The following is a 20,654-nucleotide window of genomic DNA, read 5'->3' on the forward strand; positions in this document are numbered from 1 at the left end:
ACCGGGCGGCGGTCACAGCGACACGGACTGACCCTGGGCCGTGACCGTGATGCGGTAGCGGTCCCGCGAGGGGCTGCCCTGCCCGGTCCAGGCGCGGTAGGCGCACTCCACCTCGTCCCACAGGCGGCGCGGGCCGTGCTGTTCGGTCTCGTACACCGCACGGCCGGGGACGTACTCGACGGTGGCCCAGGAGCTGCGGGCGTCGTCGAAGAGCCAGTACGTGGCTTCGTCGCTGCCGTCGTCGGCGGGGCACAGCAGCGGCCAGGCGTCCCGCACCCGCAGTCCCACGGCGAAGCGGGCGTGCAGATCCTCCTCCAGCACCCGCGGATCGAGCGTGGTCGTACCGCGCTCGCCCTCCTCGCCGTGGTACCAGTCCCGGATGCGGCCGTAGGAGCGGCGCTGCTGACGGGCCCACATGAAGGCCGGTCGGCCGGAGAAGCGGCCGGTGGCCCGCCCGTCGCGGACGGTCAGGGTCGCGAACGAGTAGGAGTGGAACGACGAGCCCCACGGGGTGAGGATCGTGCCGCCCGGGGCGGTCTGCTCCACCCAGGCGTAGGGGATGTCGCGGACCGTGCACGTGGCGATGGTGCGGTCGAAGCGGGCCCGCCCGGGGACGCCCGCCAGGCCGTCGCCGCACTCCATGTGCGGATGCAGGCCCGCCCGCGCCAGGTTGTCCCGGGCGATGTCGTGCAAGGCCTTGTCGGTCTCGATCGTGGTCGTACGGTCCTCGCCGAGCCGGTGCGCGAGCCAGGCGGCGTGATAGCCGGTGCCCGTGCCGATCTCCAATACGGCGTCGCCGTCCCGGACGACCGCGGCCATCGCCAGCATGAGGGAGGGCATGGACGTCGAGCAGGTGGGAACGGCGACCTCGCCCGCCGCGCGCCGCCCGTCGTTGTGCTGGGTGATGAGCGGCAGATCGGCATAGACCATCCGGCGCCACTCCGCCTCGTCCGCGGAGCGGGAGACCGTGCGGTCGGCCACCTCGAAGGTGTCCGGGACGAAGTGCGCGCGGTCGACCGCGGCGACGGCCGGGGCCCATTCCGGCGCCAACGCGCCCTTGTTGCGCAGGATTTCCACCAGCCGGCCCGGTGAGGACATGGCGGCCTCCCCTACTTCTTCGGCGGCTGGGTCACCGGCTTGGTCCACCGGCCGTCGGACTCCTTCGGGCTCTGCTGCTTGTCGCCCTCCTCGCCGCCCTTGCCGTCCCCGTGCTTTCCCATGGACATCCCCCTTCGCCGGTGGTGGGGCGGTCGGGCCCCGTGACGGGGATGCCCAGCACGATGCCCCCGCAAGCACCGGCCTGCGGGGGCATCGTTTCTGCGCTACCTCGTTGCTTCTGTGTTTCTGCGGTGTCCCGTCACCGGCGTCAGACGCCCGCCGGCTCCGGGGCGGCGCGGTCGGTCTCCTCCGCCTGCGGGCCGCCCTTTCCGGCCTTCTTGGCGGCCTTCTTCTTCGCCCGGCGCTCCTTGCGGAGCTCGATCATCGCGTAGAGCGTCGGGACGAGGAGGAGGGTGAGCAGGGTGGAGGTGATCAGACCGCCGATCACGACCACGGCGAGCGGCTGGGAGATGAAGCCGCCGTCGCCCGTGATGGACAGCGCCATCGGGAGCAGCGCCATGATCGTGGCCAGGGCGGTCATGAGGATCGGGCGGAGGCGGTGGCGGCCGCCCTCGATGACCGCCTCCACGACGCCGTGGCCCTGCGCCCGGTACTGGTTGATCAGGTCGATCAGCACGATGGCGTTGGTGACCACGATGCCGATCAGCATCAGCATGCCGATCATCGCCGGGACGCCCAGCGGGGTGCCGGTGGCGACCAGCAGGCCGATCGCACCGGTCGCCGCGAAGGGGATCGAGACGAGGAGGATCAGCGGCTGGATCAGCGAGCGGAAGGTGGCGACCAGCAGCATGAAGACGATGGCGATGGCCGCCAGCATCGCCAGGCCGAGCGAGGAGAACGCGTCGGTCTGGTCCTGGGAGACGCCGCCGATCTCCGCGGTGGCACCGTCCGGCAGCTTCAGCGCGTTGATCTTGCTCTGGAGCGTGGCACTGACCGCGCCGGTGTTGTCGCCGGTCGGCTTGGCGGTGATGGTCGCCGAACGGGCCCCGTCGATCCGGGTCATCTGGACCGGGCCGGGGACGGTCCGCACGGTGGCGAGCGTGCCGAGCTCGGCGGGTCCGGCCGGGGTCGGGATGGCCAGCTTCTTCAACTCGGCCACGGTGGTCGCCGGGTGGGCCGACTTGATCACGATGTCGCGCTCGGTGTCGTCCAGGACGGCCTTGCCGCTGGTGGTGCCGCGGACCGCCTGGGTGACCGCACCGCCGAGGGTGGTCTGGTTGTAACCGGCCGCGGCCGCCTTCTCGTTGGGCTTCACGGAGATCCGCGGCACGCTCTGGGCGAGGTCGCTCTGGACGTCGGTGACGTCGTCGAGACCGGCGACGGTCTTGCGGACCTGCTCACTGGCCTTCTTCAGGACGTCGCCGTCGGCGGCCTTGACGACCACGCTCAGGTCCTGGTTGCCGAAGCCGCCGCCCGCGGTGACGGTGGTGTCGCCGATGGACGGGCCGAGCTTGTCGAGACCGGCCCGCAGGTCGTCGCTGACCTTGCCGGAGTCCGCGGCGTCCTTCAGCTTGAGCTGGTAGGAGGCCTGGTTGGCGCCGGTGCCGCCGCCGAAGGCGGCCATGAAGCCGGAGGAGCCGACGGTGACCTGGTAGTCGGCGAGGTCGTCGTTGGCCGCGAGCAGCTTCTCGACCTTCTTGGCCTGCTTGTCGGCCGCGTCCAGGCTGGTGCCGGGCTCGAGCTCCTGCTTGACGGTGAGGGTGTCCTGGTCGCCCTGGTCGAAGAAGTTGGTCTTCAGGAGCGGGCCCATGCCGAAGGTACCGAGGAGGATGACGACGGCGATGACCAGGCTGGTGATCCGGCGGCGGGTCGCGAACCGCAGGACGGGGACGTAGAGGCGCTGCAGCGGGCTCTTGGCCTCCTTCTCCTCGGCCTCGCGGCGCAGGTCGTCCTGGGTCGTGCCCTCGGGGATCTCCGGGGCGCGCAGGAACCAGAACGAGAGGACCGGTACGACCGTCAGGGAGACGATCAGGGAGGAGAGCAGGGCGACGGTCACCGTCAGCGAGAAGGAGCCGAAGAGCGCACCGACCATGCCGCCGACCACGCCGATCGGCAGGAAGACCGCGACCGTGGTGAGGGTGGAGGAGGTGATCGCTCCGGAGACCTCCTTGACGGCGGAGAGGATGGCCTCGCGGCGCTCCTCGCCGTAGCCCAGGTGCCGCTTGATGTTCTCCAGGACGACGATGGAGTCGTCGACGACGCGGCCGATCGCGATGGTCAGCGCGCCGAGGGTGAGCATGTTCAGGGAGAGGTCCCCGGTCCACAGCACGATCAGCGTGATGACCACCGAGAGCGGGATGGAGACCGCGGTGACCAGCGTCGAGCGCAGGCTGAGCAGGAAGACGAGGATGACGATGACCGCCATGGCGAGACCGAGCAGGCCCTCGGTGGTCAGCGACTCGATCGACTTGGAGACCGCCGGGCCCTGGTCGGAGGCGACCGTGACCTCGGTGCCCTTGCCCAGGTCCTGACGGATCTTCGTGAGCTTGTCCTTGACCGCGTCGGATATCGCGACCGCGCTGCCGTCCTGGTCCATCGTCACCATGACGGCGAGGCTGGGCCTGCCGTCGGTGCGGGTGATCGAGGTCGGGGTGGCCGACTGCTCCTTGACGGTGGCGACGTCGCCGAGGCGGACCGGCTCGGCCGGCCGGCCGGCGCCCGCGGCGGCGTCACCGGCTGCCGGGGACGGCGCGATCGTCAGGTCCCTGATCTGCTTGACGGACGTGAAGCCCGCGCCGACCTGGACGGTCTTGCTCTGCCCGCCCTCGGCGAACGACCCGGCGGGCACCGACGTCCCGCCGGCCTCCAGCGCCTGGCCGAGCGCCTGGGAGTTCAGCCCGGCGGCGGCGAGCTTCTTCTCGTCGGGGGTGACCGCGACGATCCGGTCCTGGACGCCGTCCACCGTGACCTGGCTGACGCCGTCGATGTTCTTCAGGTCCGGGACGACGCTGCGCTTGAGCTGGTCGGCGAGCGTCTGCTGGTCCTTGTCCCGGGAGGAGACGGCGAGGACGACGGTGGGGATGTCGTCCGTCGAGCCGGCCACCACCTGCGGGTCGACGTCCTTGGGCAGCTTCGCGCGGGCGCGGTTCACGGCCTGCTGGACATCGGCGACCAGGCGCTCGGAGTCGTTGCCGTAGTCGAACTGCGCCATGATGACGCCCGAGCCCTCGCTCGACGTCGAGGTGACGCTCTTGATGCCGTCGACCGCCTGGACACCGTCCTCGAGCGGCTCGATCACCTGCTTCTCGACGACATCGGGGGAGGCGCCCTGGTACGGCGCCAGCACGGACACCATCGGGAGTTCGATGGACGGCAGGAGCTGCTGCTTGAGCTGTGGGATCGCGATGGCGCCGAAGGCGATCGCCACGATCGACATCAGCGCTATCAGGCCCCGTTGTACGAGGCTGAGTCGGGACAGCCAGGACATGGGTGGGGTCTCTCTTCTGTTCTGAAACGGACGGCGGGGCCTTTCACGGGCCCACATACACCTTCCGCCATGCCCTGACCGGATTTCCTCGCTCGCAGGTCGGTTTCCGGCCGGTGCCCGTACCGCGTTGGGAGTACGGCAGGCTCCCCCCTCACTGCACCCGTGGGCGTACGAGTCCCGACTCGTAGGCGATGACCACCAGCTGGGAGCGGTCCCGGGCGCCCAGCTTGGCCATCGCGCGGTTCACATGCGTCTTGACGGTGAGCGGGCTGACCGCGAGCTGCTCGCCGATCTCGTCGTTGGACAGCCCGCCGGCCACCAGGGTCAGCACCTCGCGCTCGCGGCCGGTCAGCGTCGCCAGCCGTTCGGCACCCCGGCCGCCGGGTCCGCCGTCCCCGGAACTGCCGCCCTGCGCGAGGAACTTCGCGATCAGGCCCTTGGTCGCGACGGGCGAGAGCAGCGCCTCCCCGGCCGCCGCGATCCGGATCGCGTTCAGCATCTCGTCCGGTTCGGCGCCCTTGCCGAGGAAGCCGCTGGCGCCGTTCCGCAGCGACTGCACCACATAGTCGTCGACCTCGAAGGTGGTCAGGATGACCACCCGGACGTCGGTGAGCTCCGGGTCCTCGCTGATCATGCGGGTGGCCGCCAGGCCGTCCACCCCGGGCATCCGGATGTCCATCAGGACGACATCGGGGCGCTGGGCCCGGGTCAGTTCGTACGCCTGGGCGCCGTCGGAGGCCTCCCCCACCACCCGCATGTCCGGCTCGGAGTCGACCAGCACCCGGAACGCGCTGCGCAGCAGCGCCTGGTCGTCGGCGAGCAGCACCTTGATCGTCATACCGACTCCCCCGTCCGGACGGCCTGAAGCGGAAGGGTGACCCGGACCTGGAAGCCGCCGGCCGCCCGCGGTCCTGTCACGACCGTGCCGCGCAGGGCGAAGACCCGCTCGCGCATCCCGATCAGGCCGTGGCCACCGCCGCTGTCCTCCGGCTCACCGGGCCCGCCGGGCCCCACGGGCGGCCGGTCGCCGCCCTTCTGCCGCGGGATGCCGGCCCGGCCCGCGCCGTCGTCCAGGACGGTCACGGTCAGCGCGGTGTCGCCGTGGACGATCCGCACCGTGGCGCGGGCCCCCTCACCGGCGTGCTTGTGGACATTGGTCAGCGCCTCCTGGACCACGCGGTAGGCGGTGAGGTCGACGGAGGCGGGCAGCGGCCGGGGCGAGTGCGGGACCTCCAGGTCGACCGGGATGCCGGCCCGGACGAACCCGTCGACGAGCTGGTCGAGGACACCGAGTCCCGGAGCCGGCTCGGTCGGCGCCTTGGGATCGTCGGACTGCCGCAACAGGCCGACGGTGGCGCGGAGTTCCTCCAGCGCCGAGCGGGACGCCTCACGGACGTGCGCCAGCGCCTGCTTCGCCTGGTCGGGACGGTTGTCCATGACGTGCGAGGCGACGCCCGCCTGGACGTTGACCAGGGCGATGTGATGGGCGACGACATCGTGCAGCTCACGGGCGATCCGCAGGCGCTCCTCGGCGACCCGGCGCCGGGCCTCCTCCTCGCGGGTGCGCTCGGCGCGTTCGGCGCGCTCCCGGATGGCGCTGACGAAGGCGCGTCGGCTGCGGACCGCGTCGCCGGCGGCCGCGGCCATGCCCGTCCAGGCGAAGATGGCGATGTTCTCCTGCGCGTACCAGGGGCGGGGCCCGTAGAGCATCGCCGCGGCGGTCAGGACGACCACGGTCAGGGCGCCGACCCGCCCGGTCGTGGGCCGGTCGGTGCGCGAGGCCAGGCTGTAGAGCGCTATCACGGCGGAGGCGGCCACGGGGGCCCGCGGATCGCTGGAGCGGGCGAGCAGCTCGACGATGGTGAGCGAGCCGGTGACGGCCAGGACCGTACGGGGCAGCCGGCGGCGCAGGACCAGTGCGGCGCAGGCCAGCGCGGCGAGCACCACGGTCGTGGCGGTCAGGTGGTGGCCGGCGAACCGCGGGCCGTGCGGACCGTGCGGGTCGGCCACCGCACCGCACAGGATGCACGCGAAGACGGCCACGGCCAGGGCGGCGTCGAAGGCGAGCGGATGCGTCCGGTGCCACTGGAAGCGGCCGACACGGGGTGCGTCCGGGCGGGGGTCGAGGAGGCTCACAAGAGCAAACGGTAGCGCCCCGGTCCACCGAGGGGCCGGGGCGCTGTGCGCTGGAGTGGAGCGGTCGGGCCGGGAGCGGCCCAGGACTCAGCCCGGGATGAGGCCGTCGTCGCTGAGCATCTCCCGGACCTCGTCGAGCGAGGCGTCCGGGGACGGCAGGATGAGTTCGGAGGGTTCGAGGGCGTCGTCGGGGAGCGGCGTGCCGAGCCGGCGCACCGCGTCCAGCAGGGCACCGAGAGTGCGCTGGAAGCCTGCTTCGTCGTTGCTCTCCATCTCGGCGAGCAGCTCATCGTCCAGCTTGTTGAGCTCGGCGAAGTGGGCATCGTCCAGCTTCACCTGGCCCTCCCCCATGATCCGTACGATCACGACGGTCTCCCTTGGTCCGGTCCGACGATCTCTGCGAGGCTATCCGCCGCCGGCCGTCACTGCTTGTCGAAACGCGGCCGGTCCTGCTGCGGGGCGGACTGCCCCGCGCCGTTCTGACCGCCCTCGATCGCCTGCTGGCCGGACGAGCCTCCCGCGAGCTCGGCCTTCATCCGCTGTAGCTCCAGTTCGACATCGCTGCCGCCGGAGAGGCGGTCCAGCTCGGCCGTGATGTCGTCCTTGGCCATGCCGGTCGGGTCGTCCAGCGCGCCGGAGGCCATCAGCTCGTCGAGCGCACCGGCCCTGGCCTGGAGCTGTGCGGTCTTGTCCTCCGCACGCTGGATGGCCATGCCGACGTCGCCCATCTCCTCGGAGATGCCGGAGAAGGCCTCGCCGATCCGGGTCTGTGCCTGGGCGGCCGTGTACGTGGCCTTGATCGTTTCCTTCTTCGTACGGAAGGCGTCGACCTTGGCCTGCAGCCGCTGCGCGGCCAGCGTGAGCTTCTCCTCCTCGCCCTGGAGCGTCTGGTGCTGCGTCTCCAGGTCCGTGACCTGCTGCTGCAGCGCACTGCGCCGGCTCAGCGCCTCGCGGGCCAGGTCCTCGCGGCCGAGCGCGAGCGCCTTGCGGCCCTGGTCCTCCAGCTTGGCGGACTGGCCCTGGAGCTGGTTGAGCTGAAGCTCCAGGCGCTTGCGGGAGGTCGCCACGTCGGCGACGCCGCGGCGTACCTTCTGAAGCAGCTCCAGCTGCTTCTGGTACGAGTAGTCGAGGGTTTCGCGCGGGTCTTCGGCCCGGTCCAGGGCCTTGTTGGCCTTCGCGCGGAAGATCATCCCCATCCGCTTCATGACACCATCGCTCATGGGCCTCGCGCGCCCCCTTCTGACCGAGTCACCTCGGGCTTAGGCTCCAGCACATCTACAGACCCCACAGTACGGGCCCTGGTTCCATTACCGCACTGTTCGCGCCCGGATGCGCTCCTCCTCCAGGACGATCGCGGCGGCGTCGTCTCCCGCGCAAGGAGTAGGGAGAGTCCGGACAAGCCACACGATGTCTGCTCTGTGCCGGTAGGACAGGGGTTCCGGCACGGCCGGGCGCAGGCTCCGCGGGTGCCGTTGCCGGATCGTGCCCCGTCGGACCATGGTTCAGCCGCGGCGAGCACGTACCCTTGGGCCTTGTGTTCCGAAGCCGTTCGAAGGATGAGCAGGCCGCGACCGCCAAGGTGACCGCGGACCAGCCCCAGCAGCCCCGCGATCCGCAGGCCCCCAAGGGCCGCCCGACGCCCAAACGCAGCGATTCCCAGTCGCAGCGCCGCTCCCGTGCGCATACGCCGGCCAACCGCAAGGACGCGACGAAGGCCCAGCGTGAGGCCCGCCGCGCCGACATGGCCCGCCAGCGCGAGGCCATGGCCAGCGGTGACGAGCGGTATCTGCCGGTGCGCGACAAGGGACCGGTGCGCCGGTTCGCGCGCGACTACGTCGACTCCCGCTGGGCCGTCGCCGAGTTCTTCCTGCCGATGGCCGTGGTGATCCTGGTGCTCACCATGATCCGGGTGCCGTCGATCCAGAGCATCGCGCTGCTGCTGTGGCTCGTGATCATCGTGCTGATCGTGATCGACTCCGCCCTGATCTGGGTCCGTCTGGGCAAGCTGCTCCAGGAGCGCTTCCCGAACGAGAACCTCAAGGGCGTGAAGCCGTACGCGGTCATGCGCACGTTGCAGATGCGGCGGCTGCGACTGCCGAAGCCGCAGGTGAAGCGGGGCGAAAAGCCGTAGTCGTGCGTGGGGGCCGGGGTCGTTCCCGATGCCTCCCCCGGCCAACGCTGGGAGGTGCCCCCGGACCTCGCCGTTGTGGTGGCGCGCCGTCGCGGCGGGATGAAGTTTTTGACTGCTGGGCCGGGTCCGTACGGACCCGGCCCAGCAGTCGTCAGGGCTCGGCCCCGGGCTGGTCAGCCCCGGCTCAGGCCTCCGCGTCCGCGTGCAGGCTCATGGGGCCCGGGTAGATTTCGGTGCCGTCCTCGAAGAGCCTCACCTGGTCGACGCCGCCCTCGAGGAGGGCCTTCCACTCCTCGCCGATCCAGGACTCCGCGTCGCCCTGGGTGGTGAACTCCTCCGGTTGCACGGCCGGCGCCGTCTCCGAACCGTCGGCCTTCTCGAACCGCCACGTCCACGCCATGTGCGCCTCCTGGATCCCACCGAGTACGAATCTGTGCCACCGCGGAGCGCGTCCTGACGCACTCCGCCGTGCCGTGCTTCCGTGCTGATCGGCAGCCTAACGGCCGTGTCGAGTCCGCCCCCGCCGCGCCCGCCGGACGCGGACGCGAGAAACTCGGCGGTGTGGATGTGACTCTCCTCGGCACCGGCGCCCCTCAGGGGCTGCCGCGGCCCGGCTGCCCGTGTGCCGCCTGCGCGACCGCCGTCGGCGACGAGGCGCGGGCGGCGACCGCGCTGCTCGTCGACGGTGCGCTGATGATCGATCTGACGCCCGGACCGGCTTTCGCGGCCGCCCGCGCCGGGCAGTCGCTGACGGGTGTCCGCCAGGTGCTGCTCTCGCATCCGCACGACGGTCCGGTGATGGAGGTGCCTGCCGGGCTGCCGCAGCCGGGCCGGGTCGCGGACGGGCGGGAGCTGGCGCTGCTCGACGGACACCGGGTGCGGGCGGTCGCGGTGGACATCCCGGGTACCGGCTACGAGATCTCCGGCGCCACGGGCGAGCGGCTGCTGTATCTGCCGCCGGGCGCGGCCCCGGCCGGGCCGGTCAACGGGAACGGCCGCACGGCGGGCGGCGGGGGCGGCACCGGCCCCTACGACCTGGTGCTGCTCGACGTACTGGAGCGGCCCGATGCGCTGGCGAAGCTGCGGGCGAGCGGGGCGGCCGACGCGGCGACGGATGTGGTCGCGGTGCACATCGACCACGACGTGCCGCCGGGGCCCGAGCTGCACCGCCGGCTGGCGGCGGTGGGAGCCCGTGCGGTGCCCGACGGCAGCACGCTGGTGGTCGGCGAGTTCCATGCGGTGCCGGATCTGCCGCGGCGGACGCTGGTGCTGGGCGGGGCGCGCAGCGGGAAGTCGGTGGAGGCGGAGCGGCGGCTCGCGGCCTTTCCCGACGTGGTGTACGTGGCCACCGGGGGGACCCGGGACGGCGACCAGGACTGGGCGCAGCGGGTCTCGCTGCACCGTGAGCGGCGCCCCGGCAGCTGGCGCACGGTCGAGACCTGCGATCTGGTGCCGCTCCTGGAGGCCGGGAGGCCGGGTGCGGACGCCGGGAGGCCGGGTGCGGACGCCGGGAGGCCGGGTGCGGACGCCGAGGCGCGGGGCACGGAAGCCGGGGGGCCGGGCCTCGACGCCGAGGGGCCCGGCGCCGGCCGGGCGGGCGAGACATCGCCGCTGCTCATCGACTGTCTGGCGCTGTGGCTGACGCATGTCATGGACGAGGTCGGGGCGTGGGACGACGCGACCTGGGAGGCCGGTGGCCGGCGGGCGCTGCGGGAGCGGACCGATGCGCTGGTGGCGGCGGTGCGCCACACGCCCCGGACCGTGGTGGCGGTGAGCAACGAGGTCGGATCCGGCGTCGTCCCCGCGACTGCGGCGGGCCGCCGGTTCCGTGACGAACTGGGGCGGCTGAACGCGGCGTTCGGCGCGGAGTGCGAGCAGCTGCTGCTGGTCGTCGCGGGCCAGGCGCTTGCGCTGCGTGGATGACGGAGGCCCGCTGGGGCCCGTGACCGCTGCGCTGCGTGGATGACGGAGGCCCGCTGGGGCCCGTGTCCGCTGCGCTGCGTGGATGACGGAGGCCCGCTGGGGCCCGTGTCCGCTGCGCTGCGTGGATGACGGAGGCCCGCTGGGGCCCGTGTCCGCTGCGCTGCGTGGATGACGGAGGCCCGGTGGGGCCCGTGTCCGCTGCGCTGCGTGGATGACGGAGGCCCGGTGGGGCCCGTGTCCGCTTGCCCGGCGGCGCGGCACCGGGTGCTCTTGACCCGTGACCGAATCCGAGCGGACCGAATCCGAAACGCCGGCCGGGTGGGAAGCCGGGCCCGCCCGGGAGCCGGGCGCGCGCGGGCGGCGTTTCGACGCGGCCGTACGCGCCTATCTGGAGCGGCGTCCGGAGGCGACGGTGGTCGCGCTCGGCGAGGGGCTCGGGACCGGTTTCTGGCGGCTGGACAACGGGCGGCTGAACTGGCTGACGGTGGTGCCGCCGGAGACCGCCGCGGTGCGCCGGATACTGCTGCCGGACAGCGCCCGGCGGCGTACCGTCGCCCGCGCGGTGACCGATCACGGCTGGCTGGACGCGGTACGGGAGCCGGGGCGCGGGGTCATCGTGACGGCGCCGGGGGTGCTGATGCGGCTGCCGCCGCCCGCGGTCCGCGCGCTGCTGGCGGCCTGTGCGGAGCGGTTTCCCGGTGGTGCGCTGGTCTTTGACGCACCGCCACGGCGGGCGACCGCGCGGGCCCGGTGGGCCGGTGGGGCCGGCGGCCGGTGGCCGGCGCCGGTGCGCTGGGCGCTGGACCGTGCCCAACTGCCGCGGGTGGCCGGTGCGCACCCGGGCATCGTCGCGGTCCGCGAAGTCGGCCCGCCGCCGGCGTCGCCGCAGCGGACGGCGCCGGGCGGTCTGCCGGCCCGGCTCCTGTGGCCGGTGCGCCGCGTACCGGTGCTGGGCGCGCTGACGCCGCTGGTGTGCGAGGTGCGCTTCGCGCCGGCCGGTTCCCCCGGGGCGCCTCGTCAGCCGTGAGTTGACGGTAATCTGCGCCCAATGAGCGCCCTGAACCTCGATGACTTCGCCCACCTGATCGAGCGCCCCGACGGCGGTGTGCGCCGTGACGCCGAGGAGCGGCGGGCACGGCTGGCCGTGCCGCCGGGTGCGCTCGGCCGCCTCGACGAGCTGGGCGAGTGGTTGGCCGCCGCGCAGCAGCAGGTCCCGGTACGGCCCGTCGGACGCCCGCGGGTGCTGCTGTTCGCGGGCGATCACGGGGTGGCGGAGCTGGGGGTGTCGGCCCGGCCGGCCGGCGGCACCAGGGATCTCGTACGGGCCGTGCTGGACGGGTCGAGCCCGGCCGCGGTGCTGGCCCGTGGCGCCGGGGCGCAGCTGCGGGTGGTGGATCTGTCCGTGGACTGCGACCCGGAGGAGCTGCCGGAGGACGTCACCCGGCACCGGGTGCGGCGCGGTTCAGGACGGATCGACATCGAGGACGCGCTGACGGCCGAGGAGGCCGAGGCGGCGTTCCGGGCCGGGATGGCCGTCGCGGACGAGGAGGCGGACGCCGGGACCGACCTGGTGGTGCTGGGCGATCTGAGCGTCGGCGGGACGACGGCGGCGAGCACGTTGATCGCCGCGCTGTGCGGGACGGACGCCTCGGTGGTCACCGGGCGGGGCGGGGCCCCGATCGACGATCTGGCCTGGATGCGCAAGTGCGCGGCGATCCGCGACGCGCTGCGGCGGGCCCGTCCGGTGCTCGGCGACCAGCTGGAGCTGCTGGCCACGGTCGGCGGCGCGGACCTGACCGCCATGACCGGCTTCCTGCTCCAGAGTGCGGTGCGCCGTACGCCGGTGATCCTGGACGGGGTGGTCTCGGCGGCCTGTGCGCTGGTGGCGCAGCGGGTGGCGTTCCGGGCGCCGGACTGGTGGGTGGCCGGGCAGGCGAGCGGGGAGCCGGCGCAGGCCAAGGCGCTGGACCGGATCGCACTCAACCCTCTGCTCGACCACGGCGTCACTGCTGGAGAGGGGACGGGGGCGCTGCTGGCCCTGCCATTGGTGCAGGCGGCCGCGGCCCTGGCGGCAGAACTGCCCGTACGCGACTGACCCGGCACCGGCCCGGCCGGCCGTCGTACGCAGCGACCGGATGAGCGCCCGCCGGGCGCTCATCACTTCACGCCCGCACCGGACCACCGGCGGCGCCCCATAAGATCACGCTTTACACGTTTTATGGGAGACATCGCTTGAGTCCGGACGAAGACCGCCCTCGCGGCACGTGGTCACAGCGTGGTGCCGCATTCGGCATCTGGTATCTGCGCACGGTCACCTTCATCAATTTGCTGAGCGCGGTATGGGTGTCGTTCGGCAATGACATCCGTCGGCACAACATCGCGGAATTCTTCACTCCGTACCTGCTGACGGCGGGGTTCGCCTCCGGCGCCTTCTCGCTCTTCCTGTCGGTGACCCTGCGGCGGCGCAAGCGGGCGTCCTGGATTTTGAATCTGGTGCTGTCCGGGCTGCTGGCGCTGCTCTTCGGATTCGGGATGGTGGCGGCCCCGGAGTTCCGCGGACATGTGCAGAACTGGGTGTCGCTGGTATTGACCGTGCTGTTCGCCGCCGCGCTGGTGGTCGGGCGGCGCGAGTTCTCGGCTAAGGGTGACCGCGCGAACCCGAAACTGGCGGCGACGGTCGCGGCGGGCGGTCTGCTGATCGCCTCGCTGCTGGCGGCGCTGCTGGTGACCGTCACCAACACCGCCGGGGACGGTTCCTCGACATTCGTGCAGCGCTGGCGCTACGGCCTGATGCGGCTGGTGTCGCTGGCCGCCGACGACCGTGCGTTCCCGGAGATCGCCACCCCGAACTGGGTCAATGTGGCGATCAACGTGCTCAGCACGCTGCTGCTGGTCGCGGTCCTGTGGGCGGCGTTCCGGTCCGTGCGCAGCACCGACCCGATCACCGAGGAGGACGAGGAGCGGCTGCGCGCCCTGCTGGCGCGGCACGGCGACCGCGATTCGCTGGGCTACTTCGCGCTGCGCCGCGACAAGAGCGTGCTCTTCTCCCCCAGCGGCAAGGCGGCGGTCACCTACCGCGTGGTGGGCGGGGTGTCGCTGGCCTCCGGCGATCCGCTGGGCGACCCCGAGGCCTGGCCCGGGGCGATCGAGGTGTGGCTGGCCGAGGCACGGGAGCACGGCTGGGCCCCTGCGGTGATGGGCGCCGGCGAGGAGGGCGGCACGATCTACGCCCGGCACGGCCTGGACGCCCTGGAGCTCGGCGACGAAGCGATCGTGGACACCGGGGAGTTCACCCTCGACGGCCGGGCGATGCGCACCGTGCGGCAGGCCTACAACCGCATCAAGCGGGCCGGCTACACGGTCACCATCCGGCGCCACGAGGACATCCCGGCACCGGAGATGGCGCACCTGCTGCGGCTGGCCGACGACTGGCGCGACGGGGAGACCGAGCGCGGCTTCTCGATGGCGCTGGGCCGGCTCGGCGACCCGGGGGACGGGCGCTGCGTGATGCTCGAATGCCGGGACGGCGGGACGGACGGGGAGGAGGGCGAGCTGCGGGCGCTGCTCAGCTTCGTTCCCTGGGGCGAGAAGGGCCTTTCGCTGGATCTGATGCGGCGGGACCGGAACTCCGAGAACGGCCTGATGGAGTTCATGGTGCTGGAGTTGATCCAGCGGGCGAAAGAGGTGGAGATCACTCAGCTCTCGCTCAACTTCGCGATGTTCCGTTCCGTCTTCGAACGTGGATCGCGACTCGGCGCGGGCCCGGTGCTGCGCCTGTGGCGCTCGCTGCTCAGCTTCTTCTCCAGGTGGTGGCAGATCGAATCGCTCTATCGCGCCAATGCGAAATACCGGCCGATCTGGGAACCGCGGTACATGCTCTTCGAAAAGAGCACCGATTTGCTGCGCATCGGAATCGCCGCCGGCCGTGCGGAAGGCTTTCTGGAAGCGCCGGGTCTGCCCAAGTGGCTGAACCGCAAGCACCTGGAGAACGTGAGATGAGCTCTGCTGGGGCGGGGCGGCGGGAGGGACCTGTGCCGGGGCGGCGGGAGGGGCCTGTGCCAGGGCGGCGGGAGGGGCCTGTGCCAGGGCGGCGGGAGGTATCCGCGCCGGGGCGGCGGGAGGCACCCGCCCTGCGTCGCTTCGCGCGTGCCGAGTGGGGCCCGCTCCTGCGGACGGTGCGCTCCTCGCTGGTCACGGACAGGCTGCGGGCGATTCCGCTGACACTCACCGCGGTGTGTCTGACCCTGGCGCTCCAGTTCGTGCAGAACCAGGCCTGGGGCTATCGGACGGTCCAGAACATCGGCTCCGTACAGGCCTATGAGCATCTGTGGGTGGCGCTGCTGCGCACCCCGCTGTCGCTGTTCGTACCGGCGCTGGACCTTCCGGTGTGGGGGGCGCTGGCGCAGATCCTGGTGGTCTTCGGGATCGCGGAGATCTGTGTGGGCTGGCGGCAGACGCTGGTGGTCGCCTACGTCGCCACGCTCGCCGGGACCATGTACGCCCGGATCGGCATCTGGATCGGCCCGGTGAGCCCCGTCGGGCTGCCCGACTCGGACAAGTACGTCATCGACACCGGGCCGTCGGCGGCCGTGGTGGGGCTGGCGGTGTTCGTGTGCTGGCGTTATCGCGCGTGGTTCACCTGTGCCCTCGTCGCCGTGGCGATGGTCGTCGAGGTGGTGTCCATCAAGAACAACCTGGCGGGCAAGGAGCATGTCGCGGCGGTGCTGGCGGTGCTGGCCGTGTGTGCGCTGGGAGAGGTGTGGCGGCCGCGCAAGCCGCGCGGCGACCGGCACGTCAGCGGCTGGGGGCACCCCCGATGACGTGCTCGACCTTGCGGCGCAGCGCCGACCAGCGACGGTCGTGACGGTAGGCGCGGACCCGGGCACGGGCCCGCGCCTTCGCGCGTGTGCGGTAGAAGCGTCTGGCCCAGGGCGAGTTCGGCCGGGCCAGCCGGATCGCGCCGAAGAGCGCGACGAACGGCACGAAGACCCCGATGACCGCGATCCGGCCCTTGCCCTTGGTGAGCGCGACGAGCGCGAAGAGGAAGTTGACGGCCACGGTCCGCACGACCGTGAAGCGGTCGGTGCTCTCCCCCGGGCCGATGTCATTGACGCCGAACGGCAGGAAGCCGGCCAGGATCAGGGCCACCAGGGCGACGGTGAGGATGACGATCTCGACGCTCTTGGTCCCCTCCTCGGTCCAGTACACGTCGTCGAGGTGGAGGACCAGCGCGAACTCGTCCAGGACGAGGCCCACACCCACGCCGAAGAGCACCGCCGCGGCACCCGCGCCGAAACCGCTCCGGCCGCCCCCGATGGCGATGAAGCCCCCGACGACCATCAGGATCACTCCGGGCACGACGTGGTGGACGTGGACGCCGCCGGGAGTGATGTCGCGGAAGGGGCCCTTGCCCGCGCGGATGAGCCGGGTGACGGCCCGGGTCACGAGGAACGTCAGCACGAACGAGACGAGGGCCAGCAGCAGCGGCAGCTTCCCCGGCTCGACGATATTGCGGTACCACCAGTGGCCCATCCCGCACGCTCCCGTATGTCGCGTAAGGACACCTCACCACCATTAGGCCCTGTTTCGGCGGCCAGGACCGGCAGCCAAACGCGTGGGACGCCCGGATAGCCTGCCGCGGTGACCGACTCCCCCGCTCCCCCGGCCCCCTCCGACGCCCTGCGCTTCGCCTTCGGGACGCTGACCGTGCTGCCGGTACGCGTCACCCGCTGGGACCGGGAGGCGGCGCGCGGCGGAATGCTCTGCGCGCCGCTGGCCGGACTGGTCGTCGGGCTGTGTGCGGCCGCGCTCGGCGCGGCGCTGCTGCTGCTCGGCGGCGGTCCGCTGCTCGCCGCGGTCGCCACCGCCGTGGTGCCCGCCGTGCTCACCCGCGGACTGCATCTGGACGGGCTCGCCGACACCGCCGACGGCCTGGGCAGCGCCAAGCCCGCCGAGGCGGCGCTGCGCATCATGAAGCAGTCCGACATCGGCCCGTTCGGGGTCATCACGCTGCTGTTCGCCCTGCTGGCACAGGTGGCCGCGCTCGACCAGCTGTATGCGGACGGCTGGGCACCCGCCGCCGTCGCGGCGGTCGTTGCGGCGGTCACCGCCCGCTGCGCCCTGACCCTCGCCTCCCGCGCGGGGGTGCCGGCCGCCCGCCCGGAGGGACTTGGCGCGGCGGTCGCGGGCACCGTCCCGGTGCGGGCGGCGCTGCTGTGCACGGCGCTGGTGGCCGCCGGATGCACGGCCGCCGGCGCCGCCTTCGGCCCGTACGGCGCGCTGCACGCCGGGCTCGCGGCGCTGCTCGGCCTCGGGCTGGGCGAACTGCTGCTGCGGCACTGCCGGCGGCGGTTCGGCGGGGTGACCGGCGATGTGTTCGGCGCGCTCGCGGAGGGCGCCGGGCTCACGGCGCTGGTCGCGATGAGTCTCGGATAGCGCCCGAGCGCTCCCCTTCCGTCCGCCCAACTCGCCTGCAAAGAAATCGAGTTGAGGCGGAACGCCGACAACTGCCGAGGCCCCGTTATGTGCCGGTGTGGTATTGGACGGGCCTTGCGGCGCCGCCGAGCGTAGGCTCGGCCGCAGCAGCGCGCTGCGCGCAGACGGATTCCCCGGACGGAACAGGACCTTTATCACCGTGACTGCACTGACCCTCAGTACTTCTTCCGCCGCAACGGTGCGCGCGGATGCCGTCGTCGTCGGCGTGGCCAAGGGCGCCAAGGGCGTCGTTGTCGCCCCCGGCGCGGAGGCCGTGGACAAGGCCTTCGGCGGCAAGCTCGCCGCGGTGCTGGAGACCCTCGGCGCGAGTGGTGCCGAGGGCGAGGTGACCAAGCTGCCCGCCGCGGACGGCCTCAAGGCGCCGGTCGTGCTGGCGGTCGGCCTCGGCGAGGCGCCGGGCAAGGACGACGGCTACGACAACGAGGCGCTGCGGCGCGCCGCGGGCAGTGCCGCCCGCGCACTGACCGGCAGCAAGAAGGCCGGCTTCGCGCTGCCCGTCGAGGACGCCGAGGCGGCCGCCGCGGTGAGCGAGGGCGCGCTGCTCGGCGCGTACTCCTTCACCGCCTACCGCAGCAACGGCAACGGGCAGAACGCCAAGGGCGCCAAGAAGAACGACGCCAAGTCGGCGCCGCTCGCGGAGGTCGCACTCCTCGGTACCAAGCCGCGCGACAAGGAGTTCAAGGCCGCCGCCGAGCGCTCCCAGGCGCTGGCCGCGGAGATCAACCGCGCCCGCGACCTGATCAACATGCCCCCCAACGACCTCGACCCGAAGGCCTTCGCGGCCGAGGCGCAGGCCGCGGCCAAGGAGTTCGGCCTCAAGGTCGAGGTGCTGGACGAGAAGGCGCTCAAGAAGGGCGGCTACGGCGGCCTGCTGGGCGTCGGCCAGGGCGCGGAGGCCCCGCCGCGGCTGGTGCGGATCGCGCACACGCACGCCAAGGCCACCAAGACCCTGGCGCTGGTCGGCAAGGGCATCACCTACGACTCGGGCGGCATCTCGCTCAAGCCGGCCGGCCACAACGAGACCATGAAGTGCGACATGAGCGGCGCGGCCGCGGTCTTCGCCGCCGTCGTGGCCGCCGCCAGGCTGGGCCTGGAGGTGAACGTCACCGGCTGGCTGGCGCTCGCCGAGAACATGCCGTCCGGCTCCGCCACCCGCCCCGGCGACGTGCTGACCATGTACAGCGGCAAGACCGTCGAGGTGCTCAACACCGACGCCGAGGGCCGTCTGGTGCTGGCCGACGCGCTGACCCGCGCCTCGGAGGAGACCCCGGACGCGATCGTGGACGTCGCCACCCTCACCGGTGCGATGGTGCTGGCGCTGGGCAGCCGCACCTTCGGGATCATGGCCAACGACGACGCGTTCCGTACCTCTGTCCACGAGATCGCGGAGGAGGTCGGCGAGCAGTCCTGGCCGATGCCGATGCCGTCCGAGCTGCGCAAGGGCATGGACTCCCCGGTTGCCGACATCGCCAACATGGGTGAGCGGATGGGCGGCGGCCTGGTCGCCGGCCTCTTCCTCAAGGAGTTCGTCGGCGAGGGCATCACGTGGGCCCACCTCGACATCGCCGGCCCGGCCTTCCACGAGGGCGCTCCCTGGGGCTACACCCCCAAGGGCGGCACGGGATCCGCGGTGCGCACCCTGGTACGCCTGGCGGAGCGCACCGCCGCGGGCGACCTGGGCTGACGGTCAACCCGGGGAGATTCCTCCCTCTTGCCCGTTATATCCGTACGGCCCCGGGCATACCGCCCGGGGCCGTAGGTGCGTGTGCACCCCGTGTTCGCCCTCAACGAAATCCGTACGCCAGTACGCGCCAGTAACCCCTATGGGGCGGTTGATCGTCCGCCCCGAGCCCGGCCCGCCGTCCCGGCTTCGTGGAACAAGTGCGAAGATGGGTTCTCGGCAGGACAGGGCCCCCCTTACCCAGGGCCGAAGTAAAAGCGGCCGAACCACAGCCGCCGCCCGGTCATCGGAGACCGGCTCCGGCGTACCCATGCATGGAGGACGTGACGTGGCGAACGACGCCAGCACCGTTTTCGACCTAGTGATCCTCGGAGGCGGTAGCGGTGGTTACGCCGCTGCCCTGCGCGGGGCGCAGCTGGGCCTGGACGTCGCCCTGATCGAGAAGGGCAAGGTCGGCGGCACCTGCCTGCACAACGGCTGCATCCCCACCAAGGCTCTGCTGCACGCCGGTGAGATCGCCGACCAGGCTCGCGAGAGCGAGCAGTTCGGTGTCAAGGCCACCTTCGAGGGCATCGACATCGAGGCGGTCCACAAGTACAAGGACGAGGTCATCTCGGGCCTGTACAAGGGCCTGCAGGGCCTGATCGCCTCCCGCAAGGTGACGTACATCGAGGGCGAGGGCCGGCTCTCCTCCCCGACCTCCGTCGATGTGAACGGCCAGCGCGTCCAGGGCCGCCACGTCCTGCTGGCGACCGGCTCCGTGCCGAAGTCGCTGCCGGGCCTGGAGATCGACGGCAACCGCATCATCTCCTCGGACCACGCGCTGACGCTGGACCGCGTGCCGAAGTCCGCGATCGTGCTGGGCGGCGGCGTCATCGGCGTCGAGTTCGCCTCCGCGTGGAAGTCCTTCGGCACCGACGTCACCATCATCGAGGGCCTCAAGCACCTCGTCCCGGTCGAGGACGAGAACAGCTCCAAGCTGCTGGAGCGGGCCTTCCGCAAGCGTGGCATCAAGTTCAACCTCGGCACCTTCTTCGACAAGGCCGAGTACACCGCCGACGGCGTGCAGGTCACCCTCGCCGACGGCAAGACCTTCGAGGCCGAGGTGCTGCTGGTCGCGATCGGCCGCGGGCCGGTCTCGGCGGGCCTGGGCTACGAGGAGCAGGGCGTCGCGATGGACCGCGGCTACGTCCTGGTCGATGAGTACATGCAGACCAACGTGCCGACCATCTCGGCCGTCGGTGACCTCGTTCCCACCCTCCAGCTCGCCCACGTCGGCTTCGCCGAGGGCATGCTGGTGGCGGAGCGGCTGGCCGGTGAGAAGACCGTGCCGATCGACTACGACGGCGTGCCGCGCGTCACGTACTGCCACCCCGAGGTCGCTTCGGTGGGTATCACCGAGGCCAAGGCCAAGGAGCTGTACGGCGCCGACAAGGTCGTCGCTCTCAAGTACAACCTCGCGGGCAACGGCAAGAGCAAGATCCTCAAGACCACGGGCGAGATCAAGCTCGTCCAGGTCAAGGACGGTGCCGTGGTCGGCGTCCACATGGTCGGTGACCGTATGGGCGAGCAGGTCGGTGAGGCCCAGCTGGTCTACAACTGGGAGGCCCTGCCGGCCGAGGTGGCGCAGCTCGTACACGCGCACCCGACGCAGAACGAGGCCCTCGGTGAGGCCCACCTGGCCCTGGCCGGCAAGCCTCTCCACTCCCACGACTGACCCCAGTCCCGGGCGCGACCACATC

At 72.0% G+C, this 20,654-nt stretch carries 17 protein-coding genes; 9 read left to right on the forward strand and 8 right to left on the reverse strand.

From position 1 onward, the window contains the following. Positions 1 to 12 precede the first annotated feature (12 nt). The 6 genes from K7C20_RS10270 to K7C20_RS10295 form a co-directional block, all read right to left on the reverse strand. On the reverse strand, positions 13 to 1,098 hold the full coding sequence (locus K7C20_RS10270) for a methyltransferase domain-containing protein (protein ID WP_030083752.1): 1,086 nt from the start codon (positions 1,096 to 1,098) through the stop codon (positions 13 to 15). Between the two features lie 268 nt (positions 1,099 to 1,366). Then, entirely contained in the window at positions 1,367 to 4,546 is a 3,180-nt protein-coding gene (locus K7C20_RS10275; RefSeq protein ID WP_053208820.1) for an efflux RND transporter permease subunit, read from the reverse strand. 151 nt (positions 4,547 to 4,697) lie between these two features. Continuing rightward, positions 4,698 to 5,384, reverse strand: a complete 687-nt coding sequence (locus tag K7C20_RS10280; RefSeq protein WP_030083750.1) for a response regulator — start codon at positions 5,382 to 5,384, stop codon at positions 4,698 to 4,700. Continuing rightward, complete coding sequence (locus K7C20_RS10285; RefSeq protein WP_030083747.1) at positions 5,381 to 6,682, reverse strand: sensor histidine kinase; 1,302 nt, start codon at positions 6,680 to 6,682, stop codon at positions 5,381 to 5,383. The genes K7C20_RS10280 and K7C20_RS10285 overlap by 4 nt, the downstream gene beginning before the upstream one ends. Before the next feature lie 87 nt (positions 6,683 to 6,769). Next, positions 6,770 to 7,048, reverse strand: a complete 279-nt coding sequence (gene pspAA, locus K7C20_RS10290) for a PspA-associated protein PspAA (RefSeq protein WP_030083745.1) — start codon at positions 7,046 to 7,048, stop codon at positions 6,770 to 6,772. Positions 7,049 to 7,104: 56 nt separating this feature from the next. Continuing rightward, positions 7,105 to 7,902 carry a PspA/IM30 family protein gene (locus K7C20_RS10295; protein WP_280921980.1) on the reverse strand — a complete coding sequence of 266 codons (798 nt, stop codon included), beginning with the start codon at positions 7,900 to 7,902 and terminating at the stop codon, positions 7,105 to 7,107. A gap of 314 nt (positions 7,903 to 8,216) precedes the next feature. Here K7C20_RS10295 and K7C20_RS10300 point away from each other — a divergent pair, with 314 nt between their 5' ends. Beyond that, positions 8,217 to 8,813 (forward strand): DUF3043 domain-containing protein, encoded by a 597-nt coding sequence (locus K7C20_RS10300; protein WP_053208821.1) that lies wholly within the window; start codon positions 8,217 to 8,219, stop codon positions 8,811 to 8,813. Between the two features lie 184 nt (positions 8,814 to 8,997). Here K7C20_RS10300 and K7C20_RS10305 read toward each other — a convergent pair whose 3' ends face one another. After that, complete coding sequence (locus K7C20_RS10305; RefSeq protein WP_030083739.1) at positions 8,998 to 9,213, reverse strand: hypothetical protein; 216 nt, start codon at positions 9,211 to 9,213, stop codon at positions 8,998 to 9,000. Between the two features lie 161 nt (positions 9,214 to 9,374). Between K7C20_RS10305 and K7C20_RS10310 the strand changes: the two genes are divergently transcribed. From K7C20_RS10310 to K7C20_RS10330, 5 genes are all read left to right on the forward strand, one after another. Further along, positions 9,375 to 10,736: a bifunctional adenosylcobinamide kinase/adenosylcobinamide-phosphate guanylyltransferase gene (locus tag K7C20_RS10310; RefSeq protein ID WP_053208822.1), complete on the forward strand. Its 1,362-nt coding sequence runs from the start codon at positions 9,375 to 9,377 to the stop codon at positions 10,734 to 10,736. 277 nt (positions 10,737 to 11,013) lie between these two features. Further along, entirely contained in the window at positions 11,014 to 11,763 is a 750-nt protein-coding gene (locus K7C20_RS10315) for a class I SAM-dependent methyltransferase (RefSeq protein WP_053208823.1), read from the forward strand. Between the two features lie 21 nt (positions 11,764 to 11,784). Then, complete coding sequence (gene cobT, locus K7C20_RS10320) at positions 11,785 to 12,831, forward strand: nicotinate-nucleotide--dimethylbenzimidazole phosphoribosyltransferase (protein ID WP_053208824.1); 1,047 nt, start codon at positions 11,785 to 11,787, stop codon at positions 12,829 to 12,831. Positions 12,832 to 12,968: 137 nt separating this feature from the next. Further along, positions 12,969 to 14,735, forward strand: a complete 1,767-nt coding sequence (locus K7C20_RS10325) for a phosphatidylglycerol lysyltransferase domain-containing protein (protein WP_030083730.1) — start codon at positions 12,969 to 12,971, stop codon at positions 14,733 to 14,735. Then, the gene (locus K7C20_RS10330) at positions 14,732 to 15,556 is read left to right on the forward strand and encodes a hypothetical protein (RefSeq protein ID WP_245171006.1); all 825 of its coding nucleotides are present in this window, start codon (positions 14,732 to 14,734) and stop codon (positions 15,554 to 15,556) included. Before K7C20_RS10325 ends, K7C20_RS10330 begins: the two co-directional genes overlap by 4 nt. Here K7C20_RS10330 and K7C20_RS10335 read toward each other — a convergent pair. Further along, a complete protein-coding gene (locus tag K7C20_RS10335; RefSeq protein WP_030083728.1) occupies positions 15,531 to 16,268 on the reverse strand; it encodes a hypothetical protein in 738 nt (245 codons plus the stop codon). The genes K7C20_RS10330 and K7C20_RS10335 overlap by 26 nt on opposite strands. 108 nt (positions 16,269 to 16,376) lie before the next feature. Here K7C20_RS10335 and K7C20_RS10340 point away from each other — a divergent pair, with 108 nt between their 5' ends. The 3 genes from K7C20_RS10340 (at position 16,377) to lpdA (ending at position 20,629) form a co-directional block, all read left to right on the forward strand. Beyond that, positions 16,377 to 17,171, forward strand: coding sequence for an adenosylcobinamide-GDP ribazoletransferase (locus tag K7C20_RS10340; RefSeq protein WP_053208826.1), 795 nt, complete (start codon positions 16,377 to 16,379; stop codon positions 17,169 to 17,171). 199 nt (positions 17,172 to 17,370) lie between these two features. Further along, the gene (locus K7C20_RS10345; RefSeq protein WP_030083722.1) at positions 17,371 to 18,915 is read left to right on the forward strand and encodes a leucyl aminopeptidase; all 1,545 of its coding nucleotides are present in this window, start codon (positions 17,371 to 17,373) and stop codon (positions 18,913 to 18,915) included. Positions 18,916 to 19,240: 325 nt separating this feature from the next. Beyond that, positions 19,241 to 20,629 (forward strand): dihydrolipoyl dehydrogenase, encoded by a 1,389-nt coding sequence (gene lpdA / locus K7C20_RS10350; RefSeq protein ID WP_030083720.1) that lies wholly within the window; start codon positions 19,241 to 19,243, stop codon positions 20,627 to 20,629. The last annotated feature ends 25 nt before the right edge of the window (positions 20,630 to 20,654 follow it).

This window comes from Streptomyces decoyicus (assembly GCF_019880305.1).
Taxonomy (GTDB): domain Bacteria; phylum Actinomycetota; class Actinomycetes; order Streptomycetales; family Streptomycetaceae; genus Streptomyces; species Streptomyces decoyicus.

Bases quoted from the DNA above. Each gene is read 5' to 3' on its own strand.
- K7C20_RS10270 (WP_030083752.1), bottom strand. From the start codon at position 1,098: ATGTCCTCACCGGGCCGGCTGGTGGAAATCCTGCGCAACAAGGGCGCG.
- K7C20_RS10275 (WP_053208820.1), bottom strand. From the start codon at position 4,546: ATGTCCTGGCTGTCCCGACTCAGCCTCGTACAACGGGGCCTGATAGCG.
- K7C20_RS10280 (WP_030083750.1), bottom strand. From the start codon at position 5,384: ATGACGATCAAGGTGCTGCTCGCCGACGACCAGGCGCTGCTGCGCAGC.
- K7C20_RS10295 (WP_280921980.1), bottom strand. From the start codon at position 7,902: ATGAGCGATGGTGTCATGAAGCGGATGGGGATGATCTTCCGCGCGAAG.
- K7C20_RS10305 (WP_030083739.1), bottom strand. From the start codon at position 9,213: ATGGCGTGGACGTGGCGGTTCGAGAAGGCCGACGGTTCGGAGACGGCG.
- cobT (WP_053208824.1), top strand. From the start codon at position 11,785: ATGAGCGCCCTGAACCTCGATGACTTCGCCCACCTGATCGAGCGCCCC.
- K7C20_RS10330 (WP_245171006.1), top strand. From the start codon at position 14,732: ATGAGCTCTGCTGGGGCGGGGCGGCGGGAGGGACCTGTGCCGGGGCGG.
- K7C20_RS10335 (WP_030083728.1), bottom strand. From the start codon at position 16,268: ATGGGCCACTGGTGGTACCGCAATATCGTCGAGCCGGGGAAGCTGCCG.